This window comes from Streptomyces sp. NPDC059255 (genome assembly GCF_042752355.1).
Lineage (GTDB): Bacteria > Actinomycetota > Actinomycetes > Streptomycetales > Streptomycetaceae > Streptomyces.
Map to the genome: position 1 here is coordinate 797972 of NZ_JBHYZP010000001.1, position 21975 is coordinate 819946.

Consider the following 21975-nt stretch of genomic DNA (forward strand, 5'->3'; position numbering starts at 1 on the left):
GGATTCCTTCGCCGATCCGTTCGTGGCACGCGTCGCTCCGAGGGGGCCCGTGCGGCCCTCCCGGGGCGACGGCCGGGTACCCGGGGAGACCGGCATCTGGGTCTTCATCTTCGGAGACCTCGTCGTCTTCACGGTGCTCTTCTGCGTGTTCGTCCACGAGCGGTCGCGCAGCCCGGAGGAGTTCGAGCGGGGCCGCCAGGCCTTGAGCCTGACGTTCGGCACGGTCAACACCCTGCTGCTGCTCACCGGATCGGTGTGCGTCGTGCTGGGCCTGCACGCGCTGCGCCGGGGGGCCGCCCGGTCGGGCGCGTGGTCGTTCGTCGTCACGCTGCTCTGCGGAGCGGGCTTCGTGGTCGACAAGTACCTGGAGTACGCGCACGAGATCCAGGCCGGGCACGGGCCGTCGGTGAACGTCTTCTTCATGTACTACTTCGTCCTCACGGGCATCCACCTGCTCCATCTGCTGATCGGGATGGCCGCCCTGGTGATCATGTACAGGATCGCCCGTACCCCCGCTCCCGGCGCCGAGGAGATGCGTGTCCTCGAAGCCGGAGGCTGCTACTGGCATCTCGTGGACCTGCTCTGGATCGTCCTCTTCGCACTGCTCTACCTGATGAGGTGACCCCCGTGCCGACACCCGCCGCGGCCCGCACGGCCAGACATCGCGCCGTCCTCGTATGGCTCGCCCTCATGGGCGCGACAGCGGTGTCCTGGTACCTCGGAGACGGCCACGGTGCCCGGCAGGCCGCGACCGTGGGCGTACTGGCGGTGGCCTTCCTCAAGGTGTACCTGGTCGGCCGCTACTTCATGGAGCTCTCCCAGGCGCCGAGAGTGCTGCGCCTGCTGTTCGGCGGATGGACCGTCGTGGTGTGCACGGTGCTCGTGGCCATGTATCTCGTCGGCGACCGCTGAGGGGGCAGGCGAGCCCGGGGCGGGGGCACCCGTCCCGCGGCCCCGGGCGACGCTCACCGCGCCTGGCCGGCCGCCGCCAGGACATCCTGCGTGTCGGCGCCGAGGGCGGGCGCCGGCCGGGCGGGCGGCACCGGGTCGCGGGAGAAGGAGAGGGGCGACCCCGGCGCGAGGTAGGTGCCGATGCCGGGCTGCTCGATCCACGAGAACATGGGGTTGTCGGGGGAGCAGCGCTCGTCCTCCGCCACGAGCTGCCGGAAGGTCTGGTACGGACCCCACAGCGCGCCCGATCCCGCGAACGCGGCACGGACCTCGGCGAGGGTGCGCGCGGCGAACCAGGGTTCCAGCACCGCGGCGAGCGCGTGCCGGGCGGCGTAGCGGCCGCCTTCCGTGGTGAGGTCGGCGTCCACGAGCTCGCCGGCGAGTCTCAGCTTCCCGGTCAGCCCGGTCGCCCGGCCGAGCGCGTCGAACTGCCGGGTCGTGATGGCCACGACCATGACCGAGCGCCCGTCGGAGGTGGCGAAGTCCCGCCCGAACGCCCCGTACAGGGCATTGCCGACGGGTTCCCGGGAGACGCCGTTGATCTGCACATCGGCGAGGTAGCCGAGGTTGCCGACCGTGGCGAGCATGACGTCGGAGAGTGCCAGGGTGACTTCCTGGCCTTCCCCCGTGGCCTGCCGCCGCCGCTCGGCCGCGAGCAGACCGGTCGTCAGATAGAGCCCGGCGGCGATGTCCCAGGCCGGCAGGACATGGTTGACCGGGGCCTCGGTGGCGCCGGTGGCGTGCGGGAAACCGCTGGCGCAGTTCACCGAGTAGTCGACGGCGGGGGAGCCGTCGTGGTTGCCCAGCAGCCGCATCATGATCAGATCGGGCCTGCGGGCCGACAGCAGGTCGTACGAGAGCAGGCCGCGCGCCGGGAGGTTGGTGACGACGATGCCGCCGCCCTCTCCCGCGGCGCAGATGATGTCGGCCGCGGCCCGCTGCCCCTCGGGGGTGTCCAGCGGCAGGGCGACCGACCGTTTGCCCTTGTTGAGGCTCGCCCAGTACAGGCTCGCGCCGTCCCCGGTCCGCGGCCAGCGGTGCTGGTCCATGCCGCCCCGCAGCGGGTCGATCCGGATCACCTCGGCGCCGAGCTGGGCCAGTGTCATCCCGGCCAGGGGAGCGGCGACGAACGCCGGGAGCTCCACGATCCGGAGCCCGGCCAGCGGTCCGGGGCGCGGCTCAGGCGCGTTCGAAGACGGCGGCAATGCCCTGACCTCCTCCGACGCACATGGTCTCCAGGCCGTAGCGGGCGCCGCGGCGCTCCATCTCGTACAGCAGTGTGGTCATGATCCGGACGCCGGTGGCGCCGACGGGGTGGCCGAGGGAGATGCCGGAGCCGTTCACGTTGACCCGCTCGGAGTCGTCGTCGACGCCCCACTCCCGCAGCACCGCCAGGACCTGGCAGGCGAACGCCTCGTTGACCTCGATCAGGTCCATGTCGTCGAGGGTCAGGCCGAGCCTCCGCAGCAGCCGGGCGGTGGCGGGCACCGGGCCGATGCCCATACGGGAGGGCTCGCAGCCGGCGGCGGACCAGCCGCCGAGGAAGGCGACCGGGGTGAGACCGAGTTCCTCCAGCCGGTCCTCGGACACCACGAGGCAGGCCGCGGCGGCGTCGTTCTGCTGGCAGGCGTTGCCGGCCGTCACGGTGCCCCCCGGCTCGACGGGGCGCAGCCGCGCCAGTTTCTCCTCGGTGGAGCCGGGCCGTACGCCCTCGTCACGGTCGACGGTCAGCGGGTCGCCCTTGCGCTGGGGGACGGTGACGGGGACGACTTCGCGGGCGAAGCGGCCCGCCTCCCAGGCGGCGGCGGCCCTGCGGTGGCTGCGCGCGGCGTAGGCGTCGGACTCCTCGCGGGTGATCCCGTAGGCGCGGGCCAGGTTCTCGGCCGTCTCGATCATGCCGGAGATCCGGCCGAACCGGTGCTCGGGCTGGGCGCGTTCGCGGCCCCGGTCGAGCCGGTCGTGGAACGCGGTGGAGCCGAAGCGGCCGCCCCAGCGCATGTCGGTGCTGTAGTACTCGACGTTGCTCATGCTCTCCACGCCACCGGCGACGACGACGTCGGCGGCCCCGGAGGTCACCATCATGGCGGCGGTGGCGACGGACTGGAGCCCGCCGCCGCAGCGCCGGTCGAGCTGCATGCCGGGCACCTCGACGGGGAAGCCGGCCTCCAGGGCGATCCAGCGGCCGACGCAGGGCGTCTCGCTGCTCGCGTAGGACTGGGCGAAGACGACGTCCTCGACACGGCCGGGATCGATCCCGGCCCGGACGACCGTCTCCCTCGCCACGGCGGCTCCCAGTTTCTCCACCGGCACCGGACGCAGGGCACCGCCGAAGGCGCCGATGGGGGTACGGACGGGGGCGACGATCGCCGCGCGGGTCATGACTGGTTCTCCTTCTCACTCGTCGAGGGGACCGGGCCGGGGAAGGCCCGGAAGGCGGGGGCCCGGCGGGCCAGGAACGCGGCGGTGCCCTCGGCGCTCTCGGCGGAGGTGAACGCCTCGTCGCTCGCGCGCAGGGACAGTTCGATCAGCTCGTCCTCCGTGAGGTCGTGCGCGGCGTCGACCACCGACTTGCACAGCGCCATGGCCCGGGGCGGCCGGTCCAGCAGGGTCCGCGCCAGCTCCAGGGCCGCCGCTCGGGATCCGCCGCGGGGTACGACCCGGTTGACGAGCCCCCACTCCAGGGCGGTCGCCGCGGTGACCGGCTCGCCGAGCAGCTGCATCTCCTTGGCCCGGCCCGCGCCGATGCGGCGGGCGACGCGGAACGTGCCGCCGCTGCCGGGGAACACACCGAGCTTGATCTCCGGCGAGCCGATCGCGATGTGTTCCTCGGCGACCACCAGGTCGCAGCAGACCGCGATCTCCAGGCCACCGCCCAGGGTGTGACCGTTGAGCGCGGCCACCGTGGGCCGGGGGAGGGCCGCGAGCCGCGCGAACAGCTCCTGCTGCGGCCGGAGTTTGCGGGCCACCGCCTCACCGGGCGCCCGCATCCCCGCGAACTCGGCGATGTCGGAACCGGCGCAGAACGCGCGGTCGCCGTCGCCGGTGAGGACGACGACACGCGCCTCGGGGTCGGCCTCCACGGCGTCCAGGGCCCGGCTCAGGCCACGGGTCATGCCGGCGTTCCACACATGCAGCGGAGGATTGTCCAGGACGAGCAGCGCCACCCCGTCCCGCACACTGAGCCGTACGTCCGCGCTCACCGGGTTCCCTCCGCTCCGCCGTCGCCGGCCTCGGCCAGCAGGTCCAGGGCGCGGCGGGCCACGGGAGCGTCGACCATCAGGCCGTCCACCCGGATCGCGCCCGCGCCCCGCTCCCGCGCCCGCCAGGCGTCCGCGATCCGGCGGGCGCCGCTCACCTCCGGTACGGACGGCAGCCAGGCCGCGTTGACGGCGGCGACCTGCGCGGGGTGCACGCAGAGCGCGCCGGTGACGCCGAGTTCCCTGGCCTGGCGGGCCGCACGGGTCAGCTCCTCGCCGCCGTCCAGGGTGGCCAGCGAGACGGGCAGCGCGTAGGAGGCGACGCCGGCCGCCGCGGCGGCGAGCGCGATCCAGCGGCACGGCTCGGTGAGCACCGCCGGCGTCGGGGCCACCCCGAGGCACAGGGAGAAGTCCTCGCTGCCCAGGGCCAGCCCGCGGACGCGGGGCACGGCGGCCAGCGCGGGCAGCGCGAACAGCGCGGCGGGCGACTCGATCAGCGGCACGATCCCCACCGAGCCCTCGGGCAGGCCGCGTTCCCGCTCCAGCGCGGTCAGGACGGCGGCGGCGTCGGCGACTTCGGCCGGGTCCTCGGCCTTGGGCAGGACAACCGCCCGCAGGCCGGGGCCGACGGCCGCGCGCAGGTCCCGTTCGCGCTCCGCCGCGCCGGAGTTGACCCGTACCGTCACCCGCTGGTCCAGCGCGGCCAGCCGTACCAGATGCCCGGGCAGCTTCTGCCGCGCCGCTTCCTTCCCGGCCTCGGACACCGAGTCCTCCAGGTCGAGGACGAGCGCGTGGGCGCCGCGCCGGTGTGCGCCGGAGAGGAGCCGTTCGTTGTCGGCGGGGACGAAGAGCAGGGACCGCCACGGAGTACTGCCGGTCATACGGCGTCCACCTCCGCGCTCATCACGGTCCGCCCGCGGTCGTGGGGGGCGCGCCGCCGCGCGCCGCCGGGGACGGGGGTGGCGTGCAGAACGAGTGCGTGCCCGTCGAAGGCGGGGCGGACCGCGCGGAACCGGAAACCGGTGACGGGGGCGGCCGGCCGGTGGCGCAGGTAGTGGTCGAGCAGCAGGGTCGCGGTGAGCGGCGCGTGCACGACGAGACCGGGATACCCCTCCTCCTCGCGGGCGTACGGGCGGTCGTAGTGGATGCGGTGGCTGTTGAAGGTCAGCGCCGAGTACTGGAAGAGCAGCACCGGGTCGGGTACGAGGGAACGCCGCCACCGCCCCGGCGGCTGTTCCTCCTCCGCCCCGGCCGCGTCCCCGGGCGCGTCCGCGGCGGCGGTCGGCGCGGCCCGGTAGACGAGGTCCTGTCGTTCGGTGAGGACGCTCGCGCCGTTCTGGCGCAGCGTGTGGTCGACGGTGACGAGGACCAGCGGCCCGCTGCGGCCCTCGCGGCGCCTCACCCGGGCGATGACCGAGGTGCGGTGGACGGGGACGCCGGTCCGCAGCGGTGCGGCGAAGGCGAGCTCCCCGCCGCCCCACATCCGGCGCGGCAGTTCGACGGGGGGCAGGAAGCCGCCCGTGCGGGGGTGACCGTCGGGGCCCAGCTCGCCGCGCGGTACGCGGGGGCGGAAGCAGAGCCAGTGCAGGAGCGGGGGCAGCGGGGCGGCCGCGTCGGCGGCGGGCCGGTCCAGCAGGGCGGCGAGGGCGGCGTGGGACCCGGGGTCCGGGGTGTCCTCGGCCTCCTCGCTCCTGCCCTCCCGGTCGCCGGGGTCGGGCGGCGGTGTCATGCGGTGGTTCCCTTCAGCTCGATGCGTTCGATACGGCCGGTGATCAGCAGGAAGGAGAGCGCGGCGCCCAGCCCGGAGAGGCCGACGAAGAGGAGCGCGCCGTCGAAGGACCCGGTGATGTCGACCACGTAGCCGATGATGATGGGGGTGGTGATGCCGGCGAGATTGGCGAAGGTGTTGAACAGTCCGCCGGACAGGCCCGCCGCCTCCTTGGGGGAGGTGTCGGACACGGTGGTCCAGCCCAGGCTGCCGAGTCCCTTGCCGAAGAAGGCGACCGCCATCAGGACGATGATGACCGTCCGGCTGTCGGTCCAGGCACAGGCGACGATGCAGACGGACAGGGTCAGACCGGACACGATCGGGATCTTGCGGGCCGCCGTCACCGACATGCCGCGGCGCAGCAGCGAGTCGGAGAGAAGGCCGCCGAGTATGCCGCCGACGAATCCGAAGAGCGCGGGGATGGCGGCGGTGAAGCCGGCTTCCAGCAGCGGCATTCCCAGCCCCTTGAGCAGGTAGATGGGGAACCAGGTGAGGAAGAAGTAGACGATCGTGGTGATGAAGAACTGGCCGAGGTAGATGCCGATCATCATCCGGCTGCTGAGGAGCTGGCGGACCACGGACCAGGTGGTCAGGCCGTGCGAGGAGCCCACGGGGGTGGCCTGTTCGATGTCGACCAGGGCGCCGCCTTCCACGAGGTGGGCGAGTTCGCCCTCGGAGACGCGGGCGTGGTCGCGGGGCTGGCGGTAGGCGGCCCACCACAGGATGCTCAGGGCGATGCCGATGCCGCCCATGACGAAGTAGGCCGAGGGCCAGCCCCAGCTGTGGGTCAGCCAGGCCATGAACGGGGTGAACATGACGGGCGCGGCGTACTGCGCGGCGTTGAAGACGGCCGAGGCGGTGGCCCGTTCGGAGGCGGGGAACCAGGTCGCCACCACGCGCCCGTTGGTGGGGTACGCGGGCCCCTCGGCGATGCCGACCGCGATCCGCAGGATGAACAGCGCGATCAGCATCGAGCCGAGACCGAACAGCGGGACGAAGCCCTGGAGCAGCGTGGTCAGCGACCACAGGAAGATGCTGCCCGCGTACACCCGCCGGGCTCCCCAGCGGTCCACGATCCAGCCACCGGGCAGCTGGGCGAGCATGTACGCCCAGGAGAAGGCGGAGAAGAGGTAGCCGAGGGTGACATCGCTCATCCCGATGTCGCCCTGCATCTCCGAGCCGGTGATCGACAGGATCGCCCGGTCGGCGTTGTTGAGGGTCGAGACCAGGAACAGCAGCGTCACGATCAGGTAGCGGACCTTGGTGCGGCGGGCGGCGGCCGTGTCACCGGGACGCGCGGCTTTTTCGGCGGATGGGGAGGGAACGCTCATGGGACATCTCCATTGACATCTTCGGCAAGCGTGGGGGAACGGACGGTGGTGGTCTCCCGGCGGGCCGCGCGGGAGGGGACGGGCACCGGTGCGGGGGAGCGGACGGGAGGCCCCGGTGGCGGGACCGGGCGCGTCCCGGCCCCGCGCGCCGGCCGGCTCAGCCGTAGCGGCCGCCGGTGACGTGCAGGGTCTCGCCGGTGATGAAGGAGGCGCGCTCCGAGGCAAGGAAGGCGACGGCGTCCGCGATGTCCTCGGGGCGCCCGGGGCGGCGCAGAGGCTGGGCGGCCACGGCGCGGTCGCGGAGCCGTTCGTACGCGTCGAGGGCGAGCACCGCCTCCGTCTCCATGAAGCCGGGGGCCACCGCGTTGACGGTGATGCCGTAACGGCCCTGTTCGGCGGCGAGCGCGCGGGTGAAGCCGAGGATGCCGGCCTTGGCGGTGGAGTAGTTCGCCTGGCCCGCGGTGCCGAAGTGGCTGCGGGAGGAGATGTTGACGACGCGGCCCCAGCGGCCCTCGATGAGCTGCGGCATGACGGCGCGGGTGACGAGGAACGAGCCCTTGAGGATGACCTCGATGACGGAGTCCCACTCCGCGTCGGTCATCCGGGTGAGGAAGGTGTCGCGCGGGAATCCCGCGTTGTTGACGAGGATGTGCACGGGCCCGAACGCGTCGTTCGCGGCGGCCACCAGGGTGTCGACGTCAGGGCCCGAGGTGATGTCGGCGCGGACGGCGACGGCGCGGTGGCCCAGCGCGGTGATGGCCGCGGCGGTGGCGCGGGCGCCCTCCTCGTCGATGTCGGTGACGACGACGGCGGCGCCCTCCCGGGCCAGCCGCAGCGCGGTCGCGGCGCCGAGGCCGCGGGCCGAGCCCGTGATGACGGCCGTGCGGCCGGCGAGTTCCAGATCCATGGTGCGGCTCCTGAGGTGCGGGTGGTTCAGCGGAGATCGGCGCGGCCGGCGTCCAGGACGACCGTCGCCCGTTCGATGACATGGGTGCGGAAGGAGACGGTGCCGTCGTCGGTCCAGGACTCGGTGCGCAGTGTCTCCCCCGGGTACACGGGGGCGGTGAAGCGGACCCGCAGCCGGTGCAGGCGCGCGGCGTCCCACGCCAGCGGACCGGCGAGCAGGGCGTGCACGGCGACGCCGAAGGTGCACAGCCCGTGCAGCAGGGGCCGGTCGAAGCCGGCGCCGCGGGCCGTGGCGGGGTCGCTGTGCACGGGGTTGTGGTCGCCGCTGAGCCGGTACAGCAGGGCGGCCTGCGGCAGTGTGGGCAGGTCCTGGACGTGGTCCGGCGCCCGTTCGGGAACGCGGTGCGGGGCGGGCGGGGCGGCCATGGTGCTGCCGCAGCCGCCGTCGCCGCGCAGCAGGCTCACCTGGCCGACCTCGGCGAGCAGCCGGCCGTCGGCGCTGTCGGTGAGGCGGCGTTCCTGGTACAGCAGGGCGCCCTTGGCTTCGCCCTTGTCGACGACGCCGGTCACGCGCGTGTACCCGGTGACATCGCCGTCGGCGGGCAGCCGTTCGTGCAGGGTGAGGGACTGCTCGACGTGGAGCAGGCGCCGCCAGTCGATGCCGGTACCGGGCTCGCGGGCCCAGAAACCGCTGTAGCCGAGGACGTTGGGCAGGGTCGGGAAGGCCGCGCACCGCTCGGGCAGTACGTAGGCGAGCTGCCGCGCGTCCAGAGGGTCACCGCCGAGCCCGAGCCCGAGCGCGTGGAGGGCGGTGTCACGGGCGGTGTAGCGGTGCCGGACCGGGGCGAACTCGCGGCGCAGCAGTGCGTACGGGTCCATGGTCACCGCCCTGTCCCGTGGGTGACGACGAGGGCGTCCAGCGCCAGGGCGCCGAGGCCGTCCGCACGGACGACCACGGGGTTCAGCTCCAGCGAGTCGATCCGGCCGGCGTGGGCGACGGCCAGCGCGGAGACCGTGACCAGGAGGTCGGCGACGGCCCCCGAGTCGGCGACGGGCGCGCCGCGGAAACCGGTGAGCAGGGCGTGGCCGCGGATCTCGGCGAGCATCCGCAGCGCCTCGGCGTGGTCCACGGCACCGACCCGGACGGCGACGTCGTGGAAGAGCTCGGCCTGCACCCCGCCGGTTCCGACCATCACCACGGGGCCGAAGACCGGGTCGCTGCGGGTGCCGACGATGAGATGGGGACCGTCCGGCGCGGTCGCCGCGACGGAGACGCCCTCGACACGGGCGTCGGGTCGGGCGGCGCGGACGCGTTCGACGAGCGTGGTGTACGCGGCGTCCGCCGCGTCGGCGTCCGCGACGCCCAGCAGGACCCCGCCGATCTCGGTCTTGTGCGGGATGTCGGGCGAGACGATCTTCATGACGACCGGGAAGCCCGCCTCGCGCGCCGCCTCGGCGGCCTCCCGCGGCGAACCGGTCACCCGGGAGAACGGGAAGGCGATGCCCGCCGGGGCGAGCAGGTTCCGGGCGGTCGCCTCGGAGAGCGGACCGTCGGGGAGGTCCAGGCGGGGGACGGAGGAAGCGGGGCACTCCGCGGACAGCGGCCGTTCGAAGCCTTCCCGCAGCCGGGCCGCCCCCGCCAGGGCCGCCACCGCGCGCTCGGAGTCGTCGTAGACGAGGAAGCCCGCGGCCTCGTAGGAGCGCACCACCTCGGACCGCGCCTCCATGCACAGCACGGTCGGCCGGTCCAGGTATGCGGCGGTTCCCTTGCCGATGGCCTCCTTGATGGCCTCGCCGTAGGTGGGCGAGTCGGGGAGCATCGTGAAGGAACCGACCACGGCGTCGTAGTCGCCCTCGGAGTACATCAGCCGGTAGGTGTCCGTGATCAGCGACATGTCGTTGAGCCAGCCGGCCGTGGTGTCGCAGGGGTTGTCGTCGCTGCCCATCGGGTTGATCTCGCGCAGCCGGGCCCGGGCCTCCTCGGGCAGACCGGCCACGTCCAGCCCGTGGCGCTCGGCCGCGTCGCACAGCTGCACGCCGAAGCCGCCGGAGACGCTGACGACCCCCAGCCGCCGGCCGGCCGGCAGGACGCCGCGGCTGCACACGTAGGCGAGGTCGACCTGCTCCTGGGTGGTGCGGGCCCGGTGGACGCCGTACTGGCGGAAGAGTGCGTCGTAGACGTCGTCGCTGCCGACCATGGAAGCGGTGTGCGAGGCGGCGGCCGCCGCGCCCGTGCTGGAGGAGCCGACCTTCATGAAGATGACGGGCTTGCGCCGCTCGTGGGCGACGGCGAGCGCGGTACGCAGCCGGCCGGCGTCCCGGACCCCCTCGGCGTAGGCGAGGATCACCGACACGTCGTCCTGGAGGGCGAGCCAGTGGACGCACTCGGCGACATCGGTGCCGGCCTCGTTGCCGGTGGACACCCAGTAGCCGACACCGATGCCGCGGTTGCGGCACAGATAGGCCAGGTGGCCGCCGTACGCGCCGCTCTGGCTGACCACCGCCACATTGCCGCCGGTGGGCACCTCCGCGTCGAAGGCGCTGCTGAAGGTGCCGACGAAGCCGCTCTCGGCGTGCAGCAGCCCCAGGCAGTTCGGGCCGAAGAGGCGCAGGCCACCGGCGCGGGCCAGCTCGGCCAGCTCGTCCTGGAGGGCCTGGCCCGCCTCGCCGGTCTCCGCGAATCCGGCCGCGTAGACGACGGCGGCGGCGACCCCCTTGGCCACGCAGTCGGTCACCGCCTGCTTCAGCAGATGGGAGGGGAGACCGATCAGCGCGATGTCCGGGACGTCGGGGACCGCGTCGAGCGACGGGTAGGCCCGGACCCCCTGGACGGTGTCCCGCTTGTTGTTGACCGGATAGATCGCGCCACCGTAGCCGCTGCGCAGCAGATAGTGCAGGGCCCGTCCCGAGATGCGGCTCGCATCGTCCGAGGCGCCGATCACGGCGACGGAACGCGGCCGGAACGCCTGCTCGAAACCCGTGGGAACGGACGGCGGTGGCACGGCTGACATGGGCGGCTCCCTTGATGCTCGGTCAGCATGAGTGTGGTCCGAGCCACTCTGCGGACGCGGCTGCGGCCATACAATGAGCAAGGAGTGATTGCCAACTCTTGATACACGGGAGGTATCAGCGTGGAGCTACGGCAGCTCAGGCACTTCCTGGAGGTGGCCGAAACCCTTAACTTCCGGACGGCCGCGGAGCGGCTCCACATGACCCAGCCCCCGCTGTCGGTCTCGATCCGCAAACTGGAGGAGGAGGTGAACGCGCGCCTCTTCGAACGCACCACGCACAGCGTCGAGCTGACGGCGGCGGGGAAAGCCGCGCTGGAGCACGCCCGGGCGGCCCTCTTCCACTGCGCGGAGCTGGCCCGGGTCGCCGGGTCGACCGCGGCGGGCGCCACCGGAGTGCTGCGCGTGGGCTTCGTCGGCTCGGCGAAGAACCGGCTGCTGCCGCGGCTGCTGCCCGTCTTCCGGGAGATGTACCCGGGCGTCACCGTGCAGTTCACCGAGGAGACGAACACCGCGCTGGTGGACTTCCTGGAGCGGCACGTCCTGGACATCTGCATTGTTCGGGTTCCGATGATCCGGCGCAGCGATCTGCAGTACGTCACGGTCGAGGCGGACCGTTTCGTGGTGGCGCTGCCGGCCGGGCACCGCTTCACCCGGCAGAAACGCATCACCCTGCGGGACCTGGCCGACGAGCCGTTCATCGACTACACCGCGCACGCCATCCCGGGGCTGCACGCGCTGTGCACGATGCTCTTCCAGGAGGCCGGCGTCACTCCCCGCGTCGCGCAGGAAGCGGTGCAGGTGGAGACGGTGCTGTTTCTGGTGGAGAACGCGATGGGGGTGGCCTTGGTCCCCTCCAGCGCGGCCCGAGGCCGCCGCCAGGGGGTGGAGTTCCGCGAGCTGGACACGGCGGGACCGCAGCCCCCGCTCGGCCTGGCCGTGGCCTGGAACCCGCGCTACCGAAGCCAGTCGGGCCAGCGCTTCCGTGAACTGGCCCAGCGGATCGGCGAGACCATGTCCGAACGGGTGGACTGAAGCGGACACCGTCCCGTGGACGGTGTGCTCCGGGGCGTCACAGCGGTCGCGCTGATACAGGGGGCGCGGATCAGTGGGGCACGGATCAGTGGTGCACCAATCAGCGGTGCGCCGCGCCCTCGGTGCTCTCGCGCAGGACGAGGCGGTGCGCCACGACGCGGTCCTGCGGCGACAGAGGGGCCTGCGACGGCGCGTCCGCCGGGTCCCGCGGGCGGCTCGCCTCGTCGATGCGGTGCCGCAGCAGATGCACGGCGGCCGTGGCCACCGCTCCCTTGTCGGGGGCCACGGTGCTCAGGGTCGGTACGCTGTACCGCCCGCCCTCCACGTCGTCGAAGCCGATCACGGCGATGTCCTCGGGCACCCGTACACCGTGCTCGTGCAGCGTCCGCAACGCTCCCAGGGCGAGCTGGTCGTTGAGGCACAGCAGCGCGTCGGGGTGCCCGCCGCCGCTCAGTGCCCGGGCTGCCGCCTCGGCCCCGTCCGGCATCCGGAAGGCCGCCACGGGGAGCAGCGCCGCCGGGTCGTAGGCGAGACCCGCCGCCGACAGGGCCGCCCGGTACCCGCGCGTGCGCGCCTCCGCCGTGCCCAGCCCCGGGCTGTCGCGGCCCCCGATGACGAGGATCTCGCGTCGCCCGCGGGCGATCAGGTGCTCGGTGGCCTCGCGCGCGGCCCGTTCGTTGTCGATCGCCACATGGTCGGCCCCCTCCTCCAGCAGCTCTCCCAGCAGGACCGTCGGCGGGGACCCCGCGTGTTCGCGCAGATCGTCGGAGGTCAGGGCGAGCGGGCTGAGGATGACGCCGTCGACGAAGTCGGAGCCGAACCCCGCGAGCGCCGCCAGCTCGTGGCCCCGGTCCCCGCCGGACTGGTGGACCAGCACGGTCAGCGAGGACTGCTCGGCCGCGCGGATGACATGCCGGGCCAGTTCGGCGAAGTACGGGACGTCCAGTTCCGGCACGACCAGGGCGATGATCCCGCTGCGTCCGGTGCGCAGATGGCGGCCCGCCAGGTTCACCCGGTAGCCGAGCTGGTCGATGGCCTCACGGACCACGCGCCGGGTCCGGTCCGACACATGGACGTAGTCGTTGATGACGTTCGAGACGGTCTTCTCCGACACGCCCGCGTGCCGTGCGACGTCCTTGATCCTGGGTCGTGCCACCGCGTCTTCCCCCTGCTCTCGGGCACCGCCGAGTCTATGCCGTACCGGTCGGGAAGGGCGCGCGGACCCTGGTGGGAGCCCCGGCTTGGTCCGGCGGGCCCGTCGGGCAACGGGCAGTGCCACAGCTCTTTACAGCCGTTGTACATCGATGTAAAAACGTGGCACCGCACCGGTGGCCGCCGTCAACGGCGCAGCCGACCGGCTGTCGAAAGGTCCGCGATGACTTCTTCTTCCCCACCCGCCCCGGGGCCCCGGCCCGCGTTCACGCCCCCGCCGCCGGGCGGCCCGAGCCGCCGTGGGCTCCTGCGCTACGGCATGGCCCGGGCCGGCACCGCGCTGCTCGGCTCCGCCGCGCTGACCGGCTGCGCCTCACCCGCCGCCTCGGCGGACGCCTCGGCCCTGCGCGTCTGGGACCTCTTCCAGGGCGGGGACGGCATGCTGATGGACGACATGATCAAGGCCGTCTCCGCCGCCCGCGATGGCTTCACCGTCGACCGCACCATCCTGGACTGGGGGCCGTCCTACTACACCAAGCTCGCCATGTCGGCCGCCGGAGGACGCGCCTCCGACGTGGCCGTGCTCCACCTCTCGCGGCTGGCCGGATACGCCCCGGGCGGCCTGCTGGACCCCTTCGACCTGGATCTGCTCGCCGAATTCGGCTGCGGCGAGGCCGACTTCACCCCGGCCGTCTGGAAGCGCACACAGCACGAGGGAACCGTCTACGCGGTCCCGCTGGACATCCACCCCTTCATCGTCTTCTACGACCGCGACGCGGCCGACCGGGCCGGACTTCTCGACCCCTCGGGCGAACTCGCCCCGATGGGTTCCCCCGAGGCGCTGCTGGACGCGGGGAAGGCGCTCGCCGAGGCCACCGGCGGTTCGGGCATTCTCTTCGGCCATGTCACCGACACCGCGCAGTGCTGGCGGCAGTTCGCGGCCTTCTACGCCCAGACGGGCGCCGAGTTCACCCTGCCCGAGGGCGGCCCGCCCGAGATCGACGTGGACGCCGCCGTCCGGGTCGTGACGTTCATGCAGCGGCTCTTCGACGGCAGGACCAACCCCAACAACCTCGACTACTACGGTGCGATGGCCGCGTTCCTCGACCGCCGCGGCGGTATGGCCATGCTCGGCGAGTGGGAGCTGCCGACCCTGCGGAAGTCCGGGATACCGCTGGGCGCCGCTCCCTTCCCGCAGGTCTTCGAGCGGCCCGCCGTCTACACCGACTCCCACAGCTTCGTCCTGCCGCGCCAGGCCGACCCCGACCCCGCGCGGCGGCGCCAGGCGCACCGGTACGTGGCGCAGATGGTCAAGCAGAGCCTCACCTGGGCGAGCGCCGGGCACATCCCCGCGTACCAGCCCGTACTCGCCCGCCCCGCATACGCGGCCCTCACACCCCAGTCGTCGTACGCGGAAGCGGGAAAGGTGGCGGTGCTCGATCCGCCGAACTGGTTCGCCGGAGCCGCCTCGAACTTCCAGAACCGCATGTGCCAGCCGCTCCAGTCGGCGCTGCTCGGCAACACCTCGGCCGAGAAGGCCGTACGGCAGATGGTCCGCGAGGCGGACACGCTGCTCCGGCAGCCCAACCCGGTGGCCTGACCGCAGCACAAGGAGCTACAGACGTGACCACCACCGCACCCACCGGTGCCGCCGTGCCCACCGGCACGCCGCCCCCGTCCACCGCCCCGCGCGGCCGCCTCCGCCTCCGCTTCCGTCTCCGCGACAAGGGGGCCACCGGCCGGAACAACGGCCTGCTCTTCGTCCTCCCCTTCCTGGTGCTCTTCGGCCTCTTCCTGGTCTGGCCCGTCGTCCATGGCCTGTGGATGAGCCTCACCGACAGCTCGCTCGCGCTGCGCGACACGTCCTTCGTCGGATTCGCCAACTACGCCGAGGCGTTCGGTGACCCGGACGTCTGGAGCAGCCTGGGCAACACGGTCTTCTTCACCCTCATCTCGTGCGTCCCCCTGGTGCTGGTCGCCCTCGCGATGGCGCTGCTGGTGCACAGCGGGCTGGCCGGACAGTGGGCGTGGCGCCTGGCGTTCTTCGCCCCGTACCTCCTGCCCGTCACCGTGGTGACCCTCATCTGGACCTGGCTCTACCAGCCGGACATCGGCTTCGCCAACCAACTGCTCGGCGCCCTCGGCCTGGAGCCCGTCGGCTGGCTGTCCGACGAGGCGGTCGCCATGTGGTCCATCGCCGCCCTGACCGTCTGGTGGACGGTCGGCTTCAACTTCCTGCTCTATCTGGCCGCCCTCCAGGGACTGCCGGAGACCCTCGACGAGGCCGCCGCGCTCGACGGCGCGGGCGCCTGGCGCCGGCTGTGGTCCATCACTCTGCCCCAACTGCGCCGGACCACCGTGATGGTGGGCATGCTCCAGGTCCTGGCCTCGCTCAAGGTCTTCGACCAGATCTACATCCTCACCAAGGGCGGCCCGAACGGCTCCACCCGCCCCATCCTGGAGTACGTCTACGACGTCGGGTTCAGCGGCTACCGGCTGGGCTACGCCTCGGCCGTCTCCTATGTCTTCTTCGCGCTGGTGATCGTCATCTCCCTCGCGCAGCTCCGCTTCTTCCGCCAGGAGGACTGACCGTGTCCGCTACCGCAACTCCCGTGCGCCCGCGCCGCCGCGCGCCCCGCGAGGCCGGCGGCTCGCCGATGCTCCTCGGCCCGGGGCGGCTGCCGCGGGCACTGGCCGGAACCGCGCTGGCCGTGCTGGCGGCCGTCTGGCTGCTGCCGCTCCTGTGGGCGGTCGCCACCTCCCTCCAGAGCGAACAGGACGTGTCGACGCCGGGCCTGTCCCCGTTCAAGGGCGCCCTCACCCTGGAGTCCTACCGGCAGATCCTGGCTCGCGGGAACGTACTGACCTGGGCCTTCAACAGCTTTCTCGTGGCCGGTCTGGTCACGCTGATCACCGTGGCCGTCTCCACGCTCGCCGCGTACGGATTCGCCCGCGGCACGTTCCGCGGACGGCGGGTCCTGCTGGCCGTCACCGTCGCCGCCATCATGGTGCCGCCGCAGCTGCTCATCGTCCCCCTCTTCGAGCAGATGCTCCTGTTCGACCTGGTGGACACGTACGCGGCGATCGTGCTGCCCCAGGTGGTGGCGCCGATGATGGTGTTCATCCTCAAACGGTTCTTCGAGGCCCTGCCCCGGGAACTGGAGGACGCCGCCCGGATCGACGGCGCGTCCGAGGCCCGGGTCTTCTTCTCGGTCGTGCTGCCGCTCTCCCGGCCCATCGTGGCCGCCGTCGCGATCTTCGTCTTCATCGGCGCCTGGAACAACTTCATGTGGCCGTTCATCGTGACCAACGACCCCGGCCTCATGACCCTGCCGGTGGGGCTGGCCACGGTCAAGGACACCTTCGGTATCGTGTACTCCCACTCCATGGCCTCCGCGCTGCTCGCCTCGCTACCCCTGATCGTCATGTTCCTCCTTTTCCAGCGGCGCATCGTCCGATCGGTGGCCACCACGGGTCTCGGCGGCGCCTGACCCCGTTTCCCGGCAGCGGTTCCCGATCCCGGTTTCGGCCCCGGCCACCGTTCCCGGCCCGGGGATTCGGGGGCGCCGCTCCCTCCCCGTCCCGATGCGTCAAGGGCGACTCCGCGGGACATGTTTACAACGATGTACATCCGTGGGTCCGGTCACCGCGCCGCCCGCCCTCACACCGACTGGAGCACGTGTGCCCACTTCCCCCGTACCGCGTCCGGAGTACCCGCGACCGCAGTTCGTCCGCGACGACTGGCTCAACCTCAACGGCACCTGGCAGTTCGAGACCGACCGGGGGGACAGCGGTCGGGAGCGGGGCCTCCTGGACCGCGCCCTGACCGGTGAGATCCTCGTCCCCTTCCCGCCGGAGTCGGAGCTGTCCGGCATCGGGGACACCGACTTCCTGGAGGCCGTCTGGTACCGGCGGGTGCTCACCCTGCCCTCCGAGTGGGCCGGACGCCGGGTGCTGCTGCACTTCGGCGCCGTCGACCACGACACCACCGTGTGGGCCAACGGCACCGAAGTGGCCCGCCACCGAGGCGGGTTCACCCCGTTCACCGCCGACCTCGGTGACGTGGCCGGTCCCGGAGACGAGGTCACCCTCACCGTCCGCGCCCGCGACCCGAGGCACGGTCCGCAGGCACGCGGCAAGCAGGCCGTCCAGTACGCCAACCACGACTGCAACTACACCCGGGTCACCGGCATCTGGCAGACCGTGTGGCTGGAGCCCGTCCCCGACCTCCATCTGCGTCGCCCCCGCATCACGCCCGATCTGGCGGGATCGGCGTTCCACCTGGAACTGCCCCTCTCCGGCAACCGCCCCGGGTACCGGGTGCGCGCCGTGCTCTCCGACGCCGCCGGCGAGGTCTGCCGCGCGGAGGTCCGCGCCGATCTCGACCTCGCGCCGCGCCTCCACCTCCCGGTCCCCGAGGAGCGCCGGCGCGAGTGGGGCCCGCAGGACCCGCACCTGTACGACCTGCGCATCGAACTCCTCGACGCGTCCGGTCGGGTGACCGACAGCGCGGACAGCTACGCCGGACTCCGTGCCGTCGGCATCCAGGGCAAGGCCGTCACCCTCAACGGCCGTCCCGTCTTCCAGCGCCTCGTGCTCGACCAGGGCTGGTACCCGGACGGTCTGATGACCGCGCCGACCGACGAGGCCCTGATCCATGACATCGAGATCGCCATGGCGGCCGGCTTCAACGGCGCGCGCCTGCACCAGAAGGTCTTCGAGGAGCGCTTCCTCCACCACGCGGACCGCCTCGGCTACCTGGTCTGGGGGGAGTTCGGCGACTGGGGCTGCGAGACCGGCGGCTCGTCGGGCGACAACCAGCGGCCGGACGCCTCGTACACCGCCCAGTGGCTCGAAGCGCTGGAACGCGACTACTCGCACCCCTCGATCATCGGATGGTGCCCGCTGAACGAGACGTACCAGAAACTGCACGACCGCATCACCCAACTCGACGCCGTGACCCGGGCGATGTACCTGGCCACCAAGGCCATGGACACGACCAGGCCGGTCGTCGACGCGTCCGGATACGCGCACCGTGTCACCGAGACCGACATCTACGACTCCCACAGCTACGAACAGGACCCGGCCGCCTTCCAGCGCCAGATGTCCGGCCTGGCCAAGGACGAACCGTTCGTCAACGCCTACGAGAACGGCGTCCCCTACTCCGTGCCGTACCGCGGCCAGCCCTACTTCGTCAGCGAGTTCGGCGGGATCTGGTGGGACCCGGCCGCTGCCGCCGCCCAGTCCGGCGAGGACCGGACGGAGTCCTGGGGGTACGGCGAACGGGTGCGCGACGAGGAGGAGTTCCACGCGCGGTTCGCCGGGCTCACGGGCGTCCTGCTCGACGACCCCGCCATGTTCGGCTACTGCTACACCCAGCTCACCGACGTCTTCCAGGAACGCAACGGCGTCTACCGCTTCGACCGCGGCGCCAAGCTGGACGTCGAGCGGATCCGCGCCGCGCAGATCCGTCCGGCCGCCATCGAGGAGCGCGACCCGCGGTAGCCGGGAGTCCCCGGGGGCCCGGACCCGCACGGCGGGACCCGGGCCCCCGGGGTGTGGGCCGCGACGGAACGGGATGTACATCGATGTACAGGCATGGCGGGGTGGGGCGGGGTGGACCGCGTCTCACTCCCGCTCGGCGTCGGCGATCATGTCCTTCTCGGCGTCCTCGCGGGTGCCCCCGTCCGGCGTCACCAGCCGGCCCGAGCGGTCGTCGCCGGCCTCCGGGTCCACGCGCTCGCCCTCCCCGTGCGGCAGGTCCCCGATGCCGTCCCCGTCCGGGCGGTGGCCAGCCCTCGTCGTAGGGATCGGAACCCCGGTCGACCAGTGTGTCCTCGGCGTCCGGAATGCCCTGGTCCTCGCCGACCTCGGCGCCGTCCGGCTGGGAGGCCTCGTCACCGGTGGTCTCGTTCCTGTCACTCACGCGATCCTCCTCGGCTCGTACCGTCCCCCGCTCCTTCCCCCGTGCCGGGGCCGGGCCGGCGGGAAGAACGGGGTCGCCAAGGCGGTGCCGCAGGGACAGCCGCCCGTGGGCGGTTCATCCGTCGGATCCACCCTCCCATTTCTCGTTTCGGTGTCAAATGGCAGGTGAAACACCACGTCACAGCGGGAGCCGCGCACCGGGGGCGGGCGAGCGGTGTTTGTCGGAGCTGCCTCCGGGCACGTGACCTTACGACCGGTACGACCCGATTTTTCGCCCTCCGGAGCCGGACGCGAGCGCCACGATCGGGAGGGCCTTCCGGCATGCTACGGAAGGAGCGACATGAACAGCGAACAACTCACCGAACTGGCCCAGCAGTTGAGGGTCGACTCGGTGCGCGTCGCCGATGCGGCGGGCTCCGGACACCCCACCTCCTCGATGTCCGCCGCGGATCTCATGGCGGCCCTGCTCGCCAACCACCTGCGCTACGACTTCGACCACCCCGGCCATCCGGGCAACGACCGGCTGATCTTCTCCAAGGGACACGCGTCGCCGCTGCTCTACTCCATGTACCTGGCGGCGGGCGCGATCGACGAGGAGGAGTTCCTCACCTACCGGACCCTCGGGAGCCGGCTCGAAGGCCACCCCACCCCGAGGCTCCCGTGGGTCGATGTCGCCACCGGCTCCCTGGGCCAGGGGCTGCCCGTCGGTGTCGGCATGGCACTCGCCGGACAGCGGCTCGGCCATACCCCCTACCACGTGTGGGTACTCTCCGGCGACAGCGAGATGGCCGAGGGCTCCGTGTGGGAGGCCGTCGAACACGCCGGGGACCAGCACCTCGACTCCGTCACCCTGGTCATCGACGTCAACCGGCTGGGACAGCGGGGACCCACCCGCCACCAGCGGGACCTGGACGCGTACGGCCGCAGGCTGCGCGCGTTCGGCTGGCACACCGTCGAGATCGACGGCCACGACATGGACGCCGTGGACGCCGCCTTCAACGAGGCGAAGTCCACCCCGCGCCAGCCGACCGCCATCATCGCGGGCACCCGCAAGGGGCGCGGCGTGCACTCGGTCGAGGACCGCGAGGGCATGCACGGCAAGCCGCTGCCGGACGCCAGGAGCGCGATCGAGGAGCTGGGCGGACGCCGCTCCATCCGGGTGCAGGTGGCCCGGCCCGCCGCGCCGGACACGGCCGTCCGCACCGCGCAGCGGACCGGACCCGTCCAACTGCCGCGCTACGACGTGGGCGACGAGGTCGCCACCCGGGACGCGTACGGCAGGGCGCTCGCCGCCCTCGGAACGGCCCGCGAGGACGTCGTCGCCCTCGACGGCGAGGTGAGCGACTCCACCCGCGTGGAGTTCTTCGCCAAGGAGCACCCCGAGCGGTTCTTCGAGTGCTACATCGCCGAACAGCAGCTCGTGGGGGCGGCCGTCGGCATGCAGGCACTGGGTCTCGCGCCGTACGTCTCCACCTTCGCCGCCTTCCTCACCCGTGCGCACGACTTCCTCCGCATGGCGGCCGTCGGCCGGGCCTCGCTCACCGTCGTGGGCTCCCACGCCGGCGTCGCGATCGGACAGGACGGCCCCTCCCAGATGGGCCTGGAAGACCTCGCCATGTTCCGCGCCGTGCACGGCACCACGGTGCTCCACCCCTGCGACGCCAACCAGACGGCACGGCTGGTGGAGGCCACGTACGGACTGTCCGGGGTCCGCTATCTGCGCACGCTCCGGGGAAAGACACCGGTCGTCTACGGACCCGACGAGCAGTTCCCCATCGGCGGCAGCAGGACGCTGCGCCGTTCCGACGGGGACCGCGTGACACTGATCGGCGCCGGCACCACCGTCCACGAGTGCCTCGCGGCGGCGGACGCCCTCGCCCGTGAGGGCATCCCCGTCCGTGTCATCGACCTCTACTCGGTCAAGCCCGTGGACGAGGCGGCGCTCCAGGCGGCGGCGGACGACACGGGCTGTCTGATCACGGTGGAGGACCATCACCCGGAGGGCGGGATCGGGGACGCGGTGGCCGAGGTGTTCTCGGACGGCCGCCCCGCGCCGAGGCGCCTCGTCCGCCTGGCGGTGGGGAACCAGCCCGGATCGGCGACGCCGGGGGAGCAGCTGCGTTCCGCGGGGATCGACGCGGAGTCGGTGGCCGCGGCGGTGCGGCTGCTGACGGAAAGGGTCATGGTCTGACCCTGTTTCGCGGCGAGCCACGGGGTACTCGAACCGGTGTCCAGGAATCGGAGCGGAGGAGAGAGGAACCCATGAGCGCGCTGCCGATCACGGCACAACAGGACATCGCGGAGGACGGGGACACCTGGGCATGGCTGCGGCACGCGGCCTGCGCCGACGCCGACCCGGAGCTGTTCTTCCCCGTGGGGGAGAAGGGACCCGCCGTCGAGCAGGCGGAACGCGCCAAGCAGGTGTGCCACGCCTGCCCGGTGGAGGGCGAGTGCCTCGCATGGGCGCTGAGCGCCGAGCGCACCACCGGGGTGTGGGGCGGTACGGACGAGACGGAGCGCAGGCGGCTGCGCCGCCGCGCGGGTCGGCGCCGGAGCCCGCGGAGCGGACCGGGGCGCGGGGAGTCACGGGCCCGCGGCCCCCGGCCGAACTCGGCGTCCTGAGACGGCGGTCACCGCCCGCGGCGGTGGCCGTCCCAGGACGCGAGCCGGCAGGAAGGCAGGAAGAGAAGGCACGCCACGGG

The 21975-nt window shown here is 72.6% G+C and carries 19 protein-coding genes and 1 pseudogene; 9 read left to right on the forward strand and 11 right to left on the reverse strand.

Annotated features, from left to right (window positions below):
- Positions 1-49 precede the first annotated feature (49 nt).
- The gene (locus ACFXKG_RS03555; RefSeq protein ID WP_384831565.1) at positions 50-622 is read left to right on the forward strand and encodes a cytochrome c oxidase subunit 3 family protein; all 573 of its coding nucleotides are present in this window, start codon (positions 50-52) and stop codon (positions 620-622) included.
- Between the two features lie 5 nt (positions 623-627).
- Complete coding sequence (locus ACFXKG_RS03560; RefSeq protein WP_384831567.1) at positions 628-912, forward strand: cytochrome C oxidase subunit IV family protein; 285 nt, start codon at positions 628-630, stop codon at positions 910-912.
- A 53-nt stretch (positions 913-965) separates the two neighbouring features.
- On the opposite strand, the gene ACFXKG_RS03565 is transcribed toward ACFXKG_RS03560, so the two are convergent.
- The 9 genes from ACFXKG_RS03565 to ACFXKG_RS03605 form a co-directional block, all read right to left on the reverse strand.
- Positions 966-2156, reverse strand: a complete 1191-nt coding sequence (locus tag ACFXKG_RS03565) for a CoA transferase (RefSeq protein WP_384831570.1) — start codon at positions 2154-2156, stop codon at positions 966-968.
- Entirely contained in the window at positions 2131-3330 is a 1200-nt protein-coding gene (locus ACFXKG_RS03570) for an acetyl-CoA C-acetyltransferase (RefSeq protein ID WP_384831573.1), read from the reverse strand. Before ACFXKG_RS03570 ends, ACFXKG_RS03565 begins: the two co-directional genes overlap by 26 nt.
- Complete coding sequence (locus ACFXKG_RS03575) at positions 3327-4151, reverse strand: enoyl-CoA hydratase/isomerase family protein (protein WP_384831576.1); 825 nt, start codon at positions 4149-4151, stop codon at positions 3327-3329. The genes ACFXKG_RS03570 and ACFXKG_RS03575 overlap by 4 nt, the downstream gene beginning before the upstream one ends.
- Entirely contained in the window at positions 4148-5029 is an 882-nt protein-coding gene (locus ACFXKG_RS03580) for an HpcH/HpaI aldolase/citrate lyase family protein (RefSeq protein WP_384831579.1), read from the reverse strand. The genes ACFXKG_RS03575 and ACFXKG_RS03580 overlap by 4 nt, the downstream gene beginning before the upstream one ends.
- Positions 5026-5877, reverse strand: coding sequence for a MaoC family dehydratase N-terminal domain-containing protein (locus tag ACFXKG_RS03585; protein WP_384831582.1), 852 nt, complete (start codon positions 5875-5877; stop codon positions 5026-5028). The genes ACFXKG_RS03580 and ACFXKG_RS03585 overlap by 4 nt, the downstream gene beginning before the upstream one ends.
- Complete coding sequence (locus ACFXKG_RS03590; RefSeq protein WP_384831584.1) at positions 5874-7247, reverse strand: MFS transporter; 1374 nt, start codon at positions 7245-7247, stop codon at positions 5874-5876. The genes ACFXKG_RS03585 and ACFXKG_RS03590 overlap by 4 nt, the downstream gene beginning before the upstream one ends.
- 157 nt (positions 7248-7404) lie before the next feature.
- Positions 7405-8154 (reverse strand): 3-oxoacyl-ACP reductase FabG, encoded by a 750-nt coding sequence (gene fabG / locus ACFXKG_RS03595; RefSeq protein WP_384831587.1) that lies wholly within the window; start codon positions 8152-8154, stop codon positions 7405-7407.
- A gap of 26 nt (positions 8155-8180) precedes the next feature.
- Positions 8181-9032, reverse strand: a complete 852-nt coding sequence (locus ACFXKG_RS03600; RefSeq protein WP_384831804.1) for a MaoC/PaaZ C-terminal domain-containing protein — start codon at positions 9030-9032, stop codon at positions 8181-8183.
- A gap of 2 nt (positions 9033-9034) precedes the next feature.
- The gene (locus ACFXKG_RS03605) at positions 9035-11164 is read right to left on the reverse strand and encodes an acetate--CoA ligase family protein (RefSeq protein WP_384831590.1); all 2130 of its coding nucleotides are present in this window, start codon (positions 11162-11164) and stop codon (positions 9035-9037) included.
- A gap of 120 nt (positions 11165-11284) precedes the next feature.
- On the opposite strand from ACFXKG_RS03605, the gene ACFXKG_RS03610 reads away from it, so the two are divergent.
- Positions 11285-12196 (forward strand): LysR family transcriptional regulator, encoded by a 912-nt coding sequence (locus tag ACFXKG_RS03610; protein ID WP_384831593.1) that lies wholly within the window; start codon positions 11285-11287, stop codon positions 12194-12196.
- Between the two features lie 100 nt (positions 12197-12296).
- On the opposite strand, the gene ACFXKG_RS03615 is transcribed toward ACFXKG_RS03610, so the two are convergent.
- Positions 12297-13352, reverse strand: a complete 1056-nt coding sequence (locus ACFXKG_RS03615) for a LacI family DNA-binding transcriptional regulator (protein WP_384831596.1) — start codon at positions 13350-13352, stop codon at positions 12297-12299.
- A 219-nt stretch (positions 13353-13571) separates the two neighbouring features.
- Here ACFXKG_RS03615 and ACFXKG_RS03620 point away from each other — a divergent pair, with 219 nt between their 5' ends.
- From ACFXKG_RS03620 to ACFXKG_RS03635, 4 genes are all read left to right on the forward strand, one after another.
- Positions 13572-14948 carry an extracellular solute-binding protein gene (locus ACFXKG_RS03620; protein WP_384831599.1) on the forward strand — a complete coding sequence of 459 codons (1377 nt, stop codon included), beginning with the start codon at positions 13572-13574 and terminating at the stop codon, positions 14946-14948.
- Between the two features lie 23 nt (positions 14949-14971).
- Positions 14972-15937: a carbohydrate ABC transporter permease gene (locus tag ACFXKG_RS03625; protein WP_384831602.1), complete on the forward strand. Its 966-nt coding sequence runs from the start codon at positions 14972-14974 to the stop codon at positions 15935-15937.
- Positions 15938-15939: 2 nt separating this feature from the next.
- Positions 15940-16839: a carbohydrate ABC transporter permease gene (locus ACFXKG_RS03630; protein WP_384831605.1), complete on the forward strand. Its 900-nt coding sequence runs from the start codon at positions 15940-15942 to the stop codon at positions 16837-16839.
- A gap of 190 nt (positions 16840-17029) precedes the next feature.
- Positions 17030-18853 (forward strand): glycoside hydrolase family 2 protein, encoded by a 1824-nt coding sequence (locus ACFXKG_RS03635; protein WP_384831607.1) that lies wholly within the window; start codon positions 17030-17032, stop codon positions 18851-18853.
- Between the two features lie 123 nt (positions 18854-18976).
- On the opposite strand, the pseudogene ACFXKG_RS03640 reads toward ACFXKG_RS03635, so the two are convergent.
- A pseudogene (locus ACFXKG_RS03640) lies at positions 18977-19132 on the reverse strand (DUF5709 domain-containing protein); the annotation flags it as partial.
- A 481-nt stretch (positions 19133-19613) separates the two neighbouring features.
- Here ACFXKG_RS03640 and ACFXKG_RS03645 point away from each other — a divergent pair.
- Together ACFXKG_RS03645 and ACFXKG_RS03650 are read left to right on the forward strand one after the other, a co-directional pair.
- Positions 19614-21464, forward strand: a complete 1851-nt coding sequence (locus ACFXKG_RS03645) for a transketolase (protein ID WP_384831610.1) — start codon at positions 19614-19616, stop codon at positions 21462-21464.
- Positions 21465-21535: 71 nt separating this feature from the next.
- Complete coding sequence (locus ACFXKG_RS03650; RefSeq protein WP_384831613.1) at positions 21536-21895, forward strand: WhiB family transcriptional regulator; 360 nt, start codon at positions 21536-21538, stop codon at positions 21893-21895.
- Positions 21896-21975: the final 80 nt, after the last annotated feature.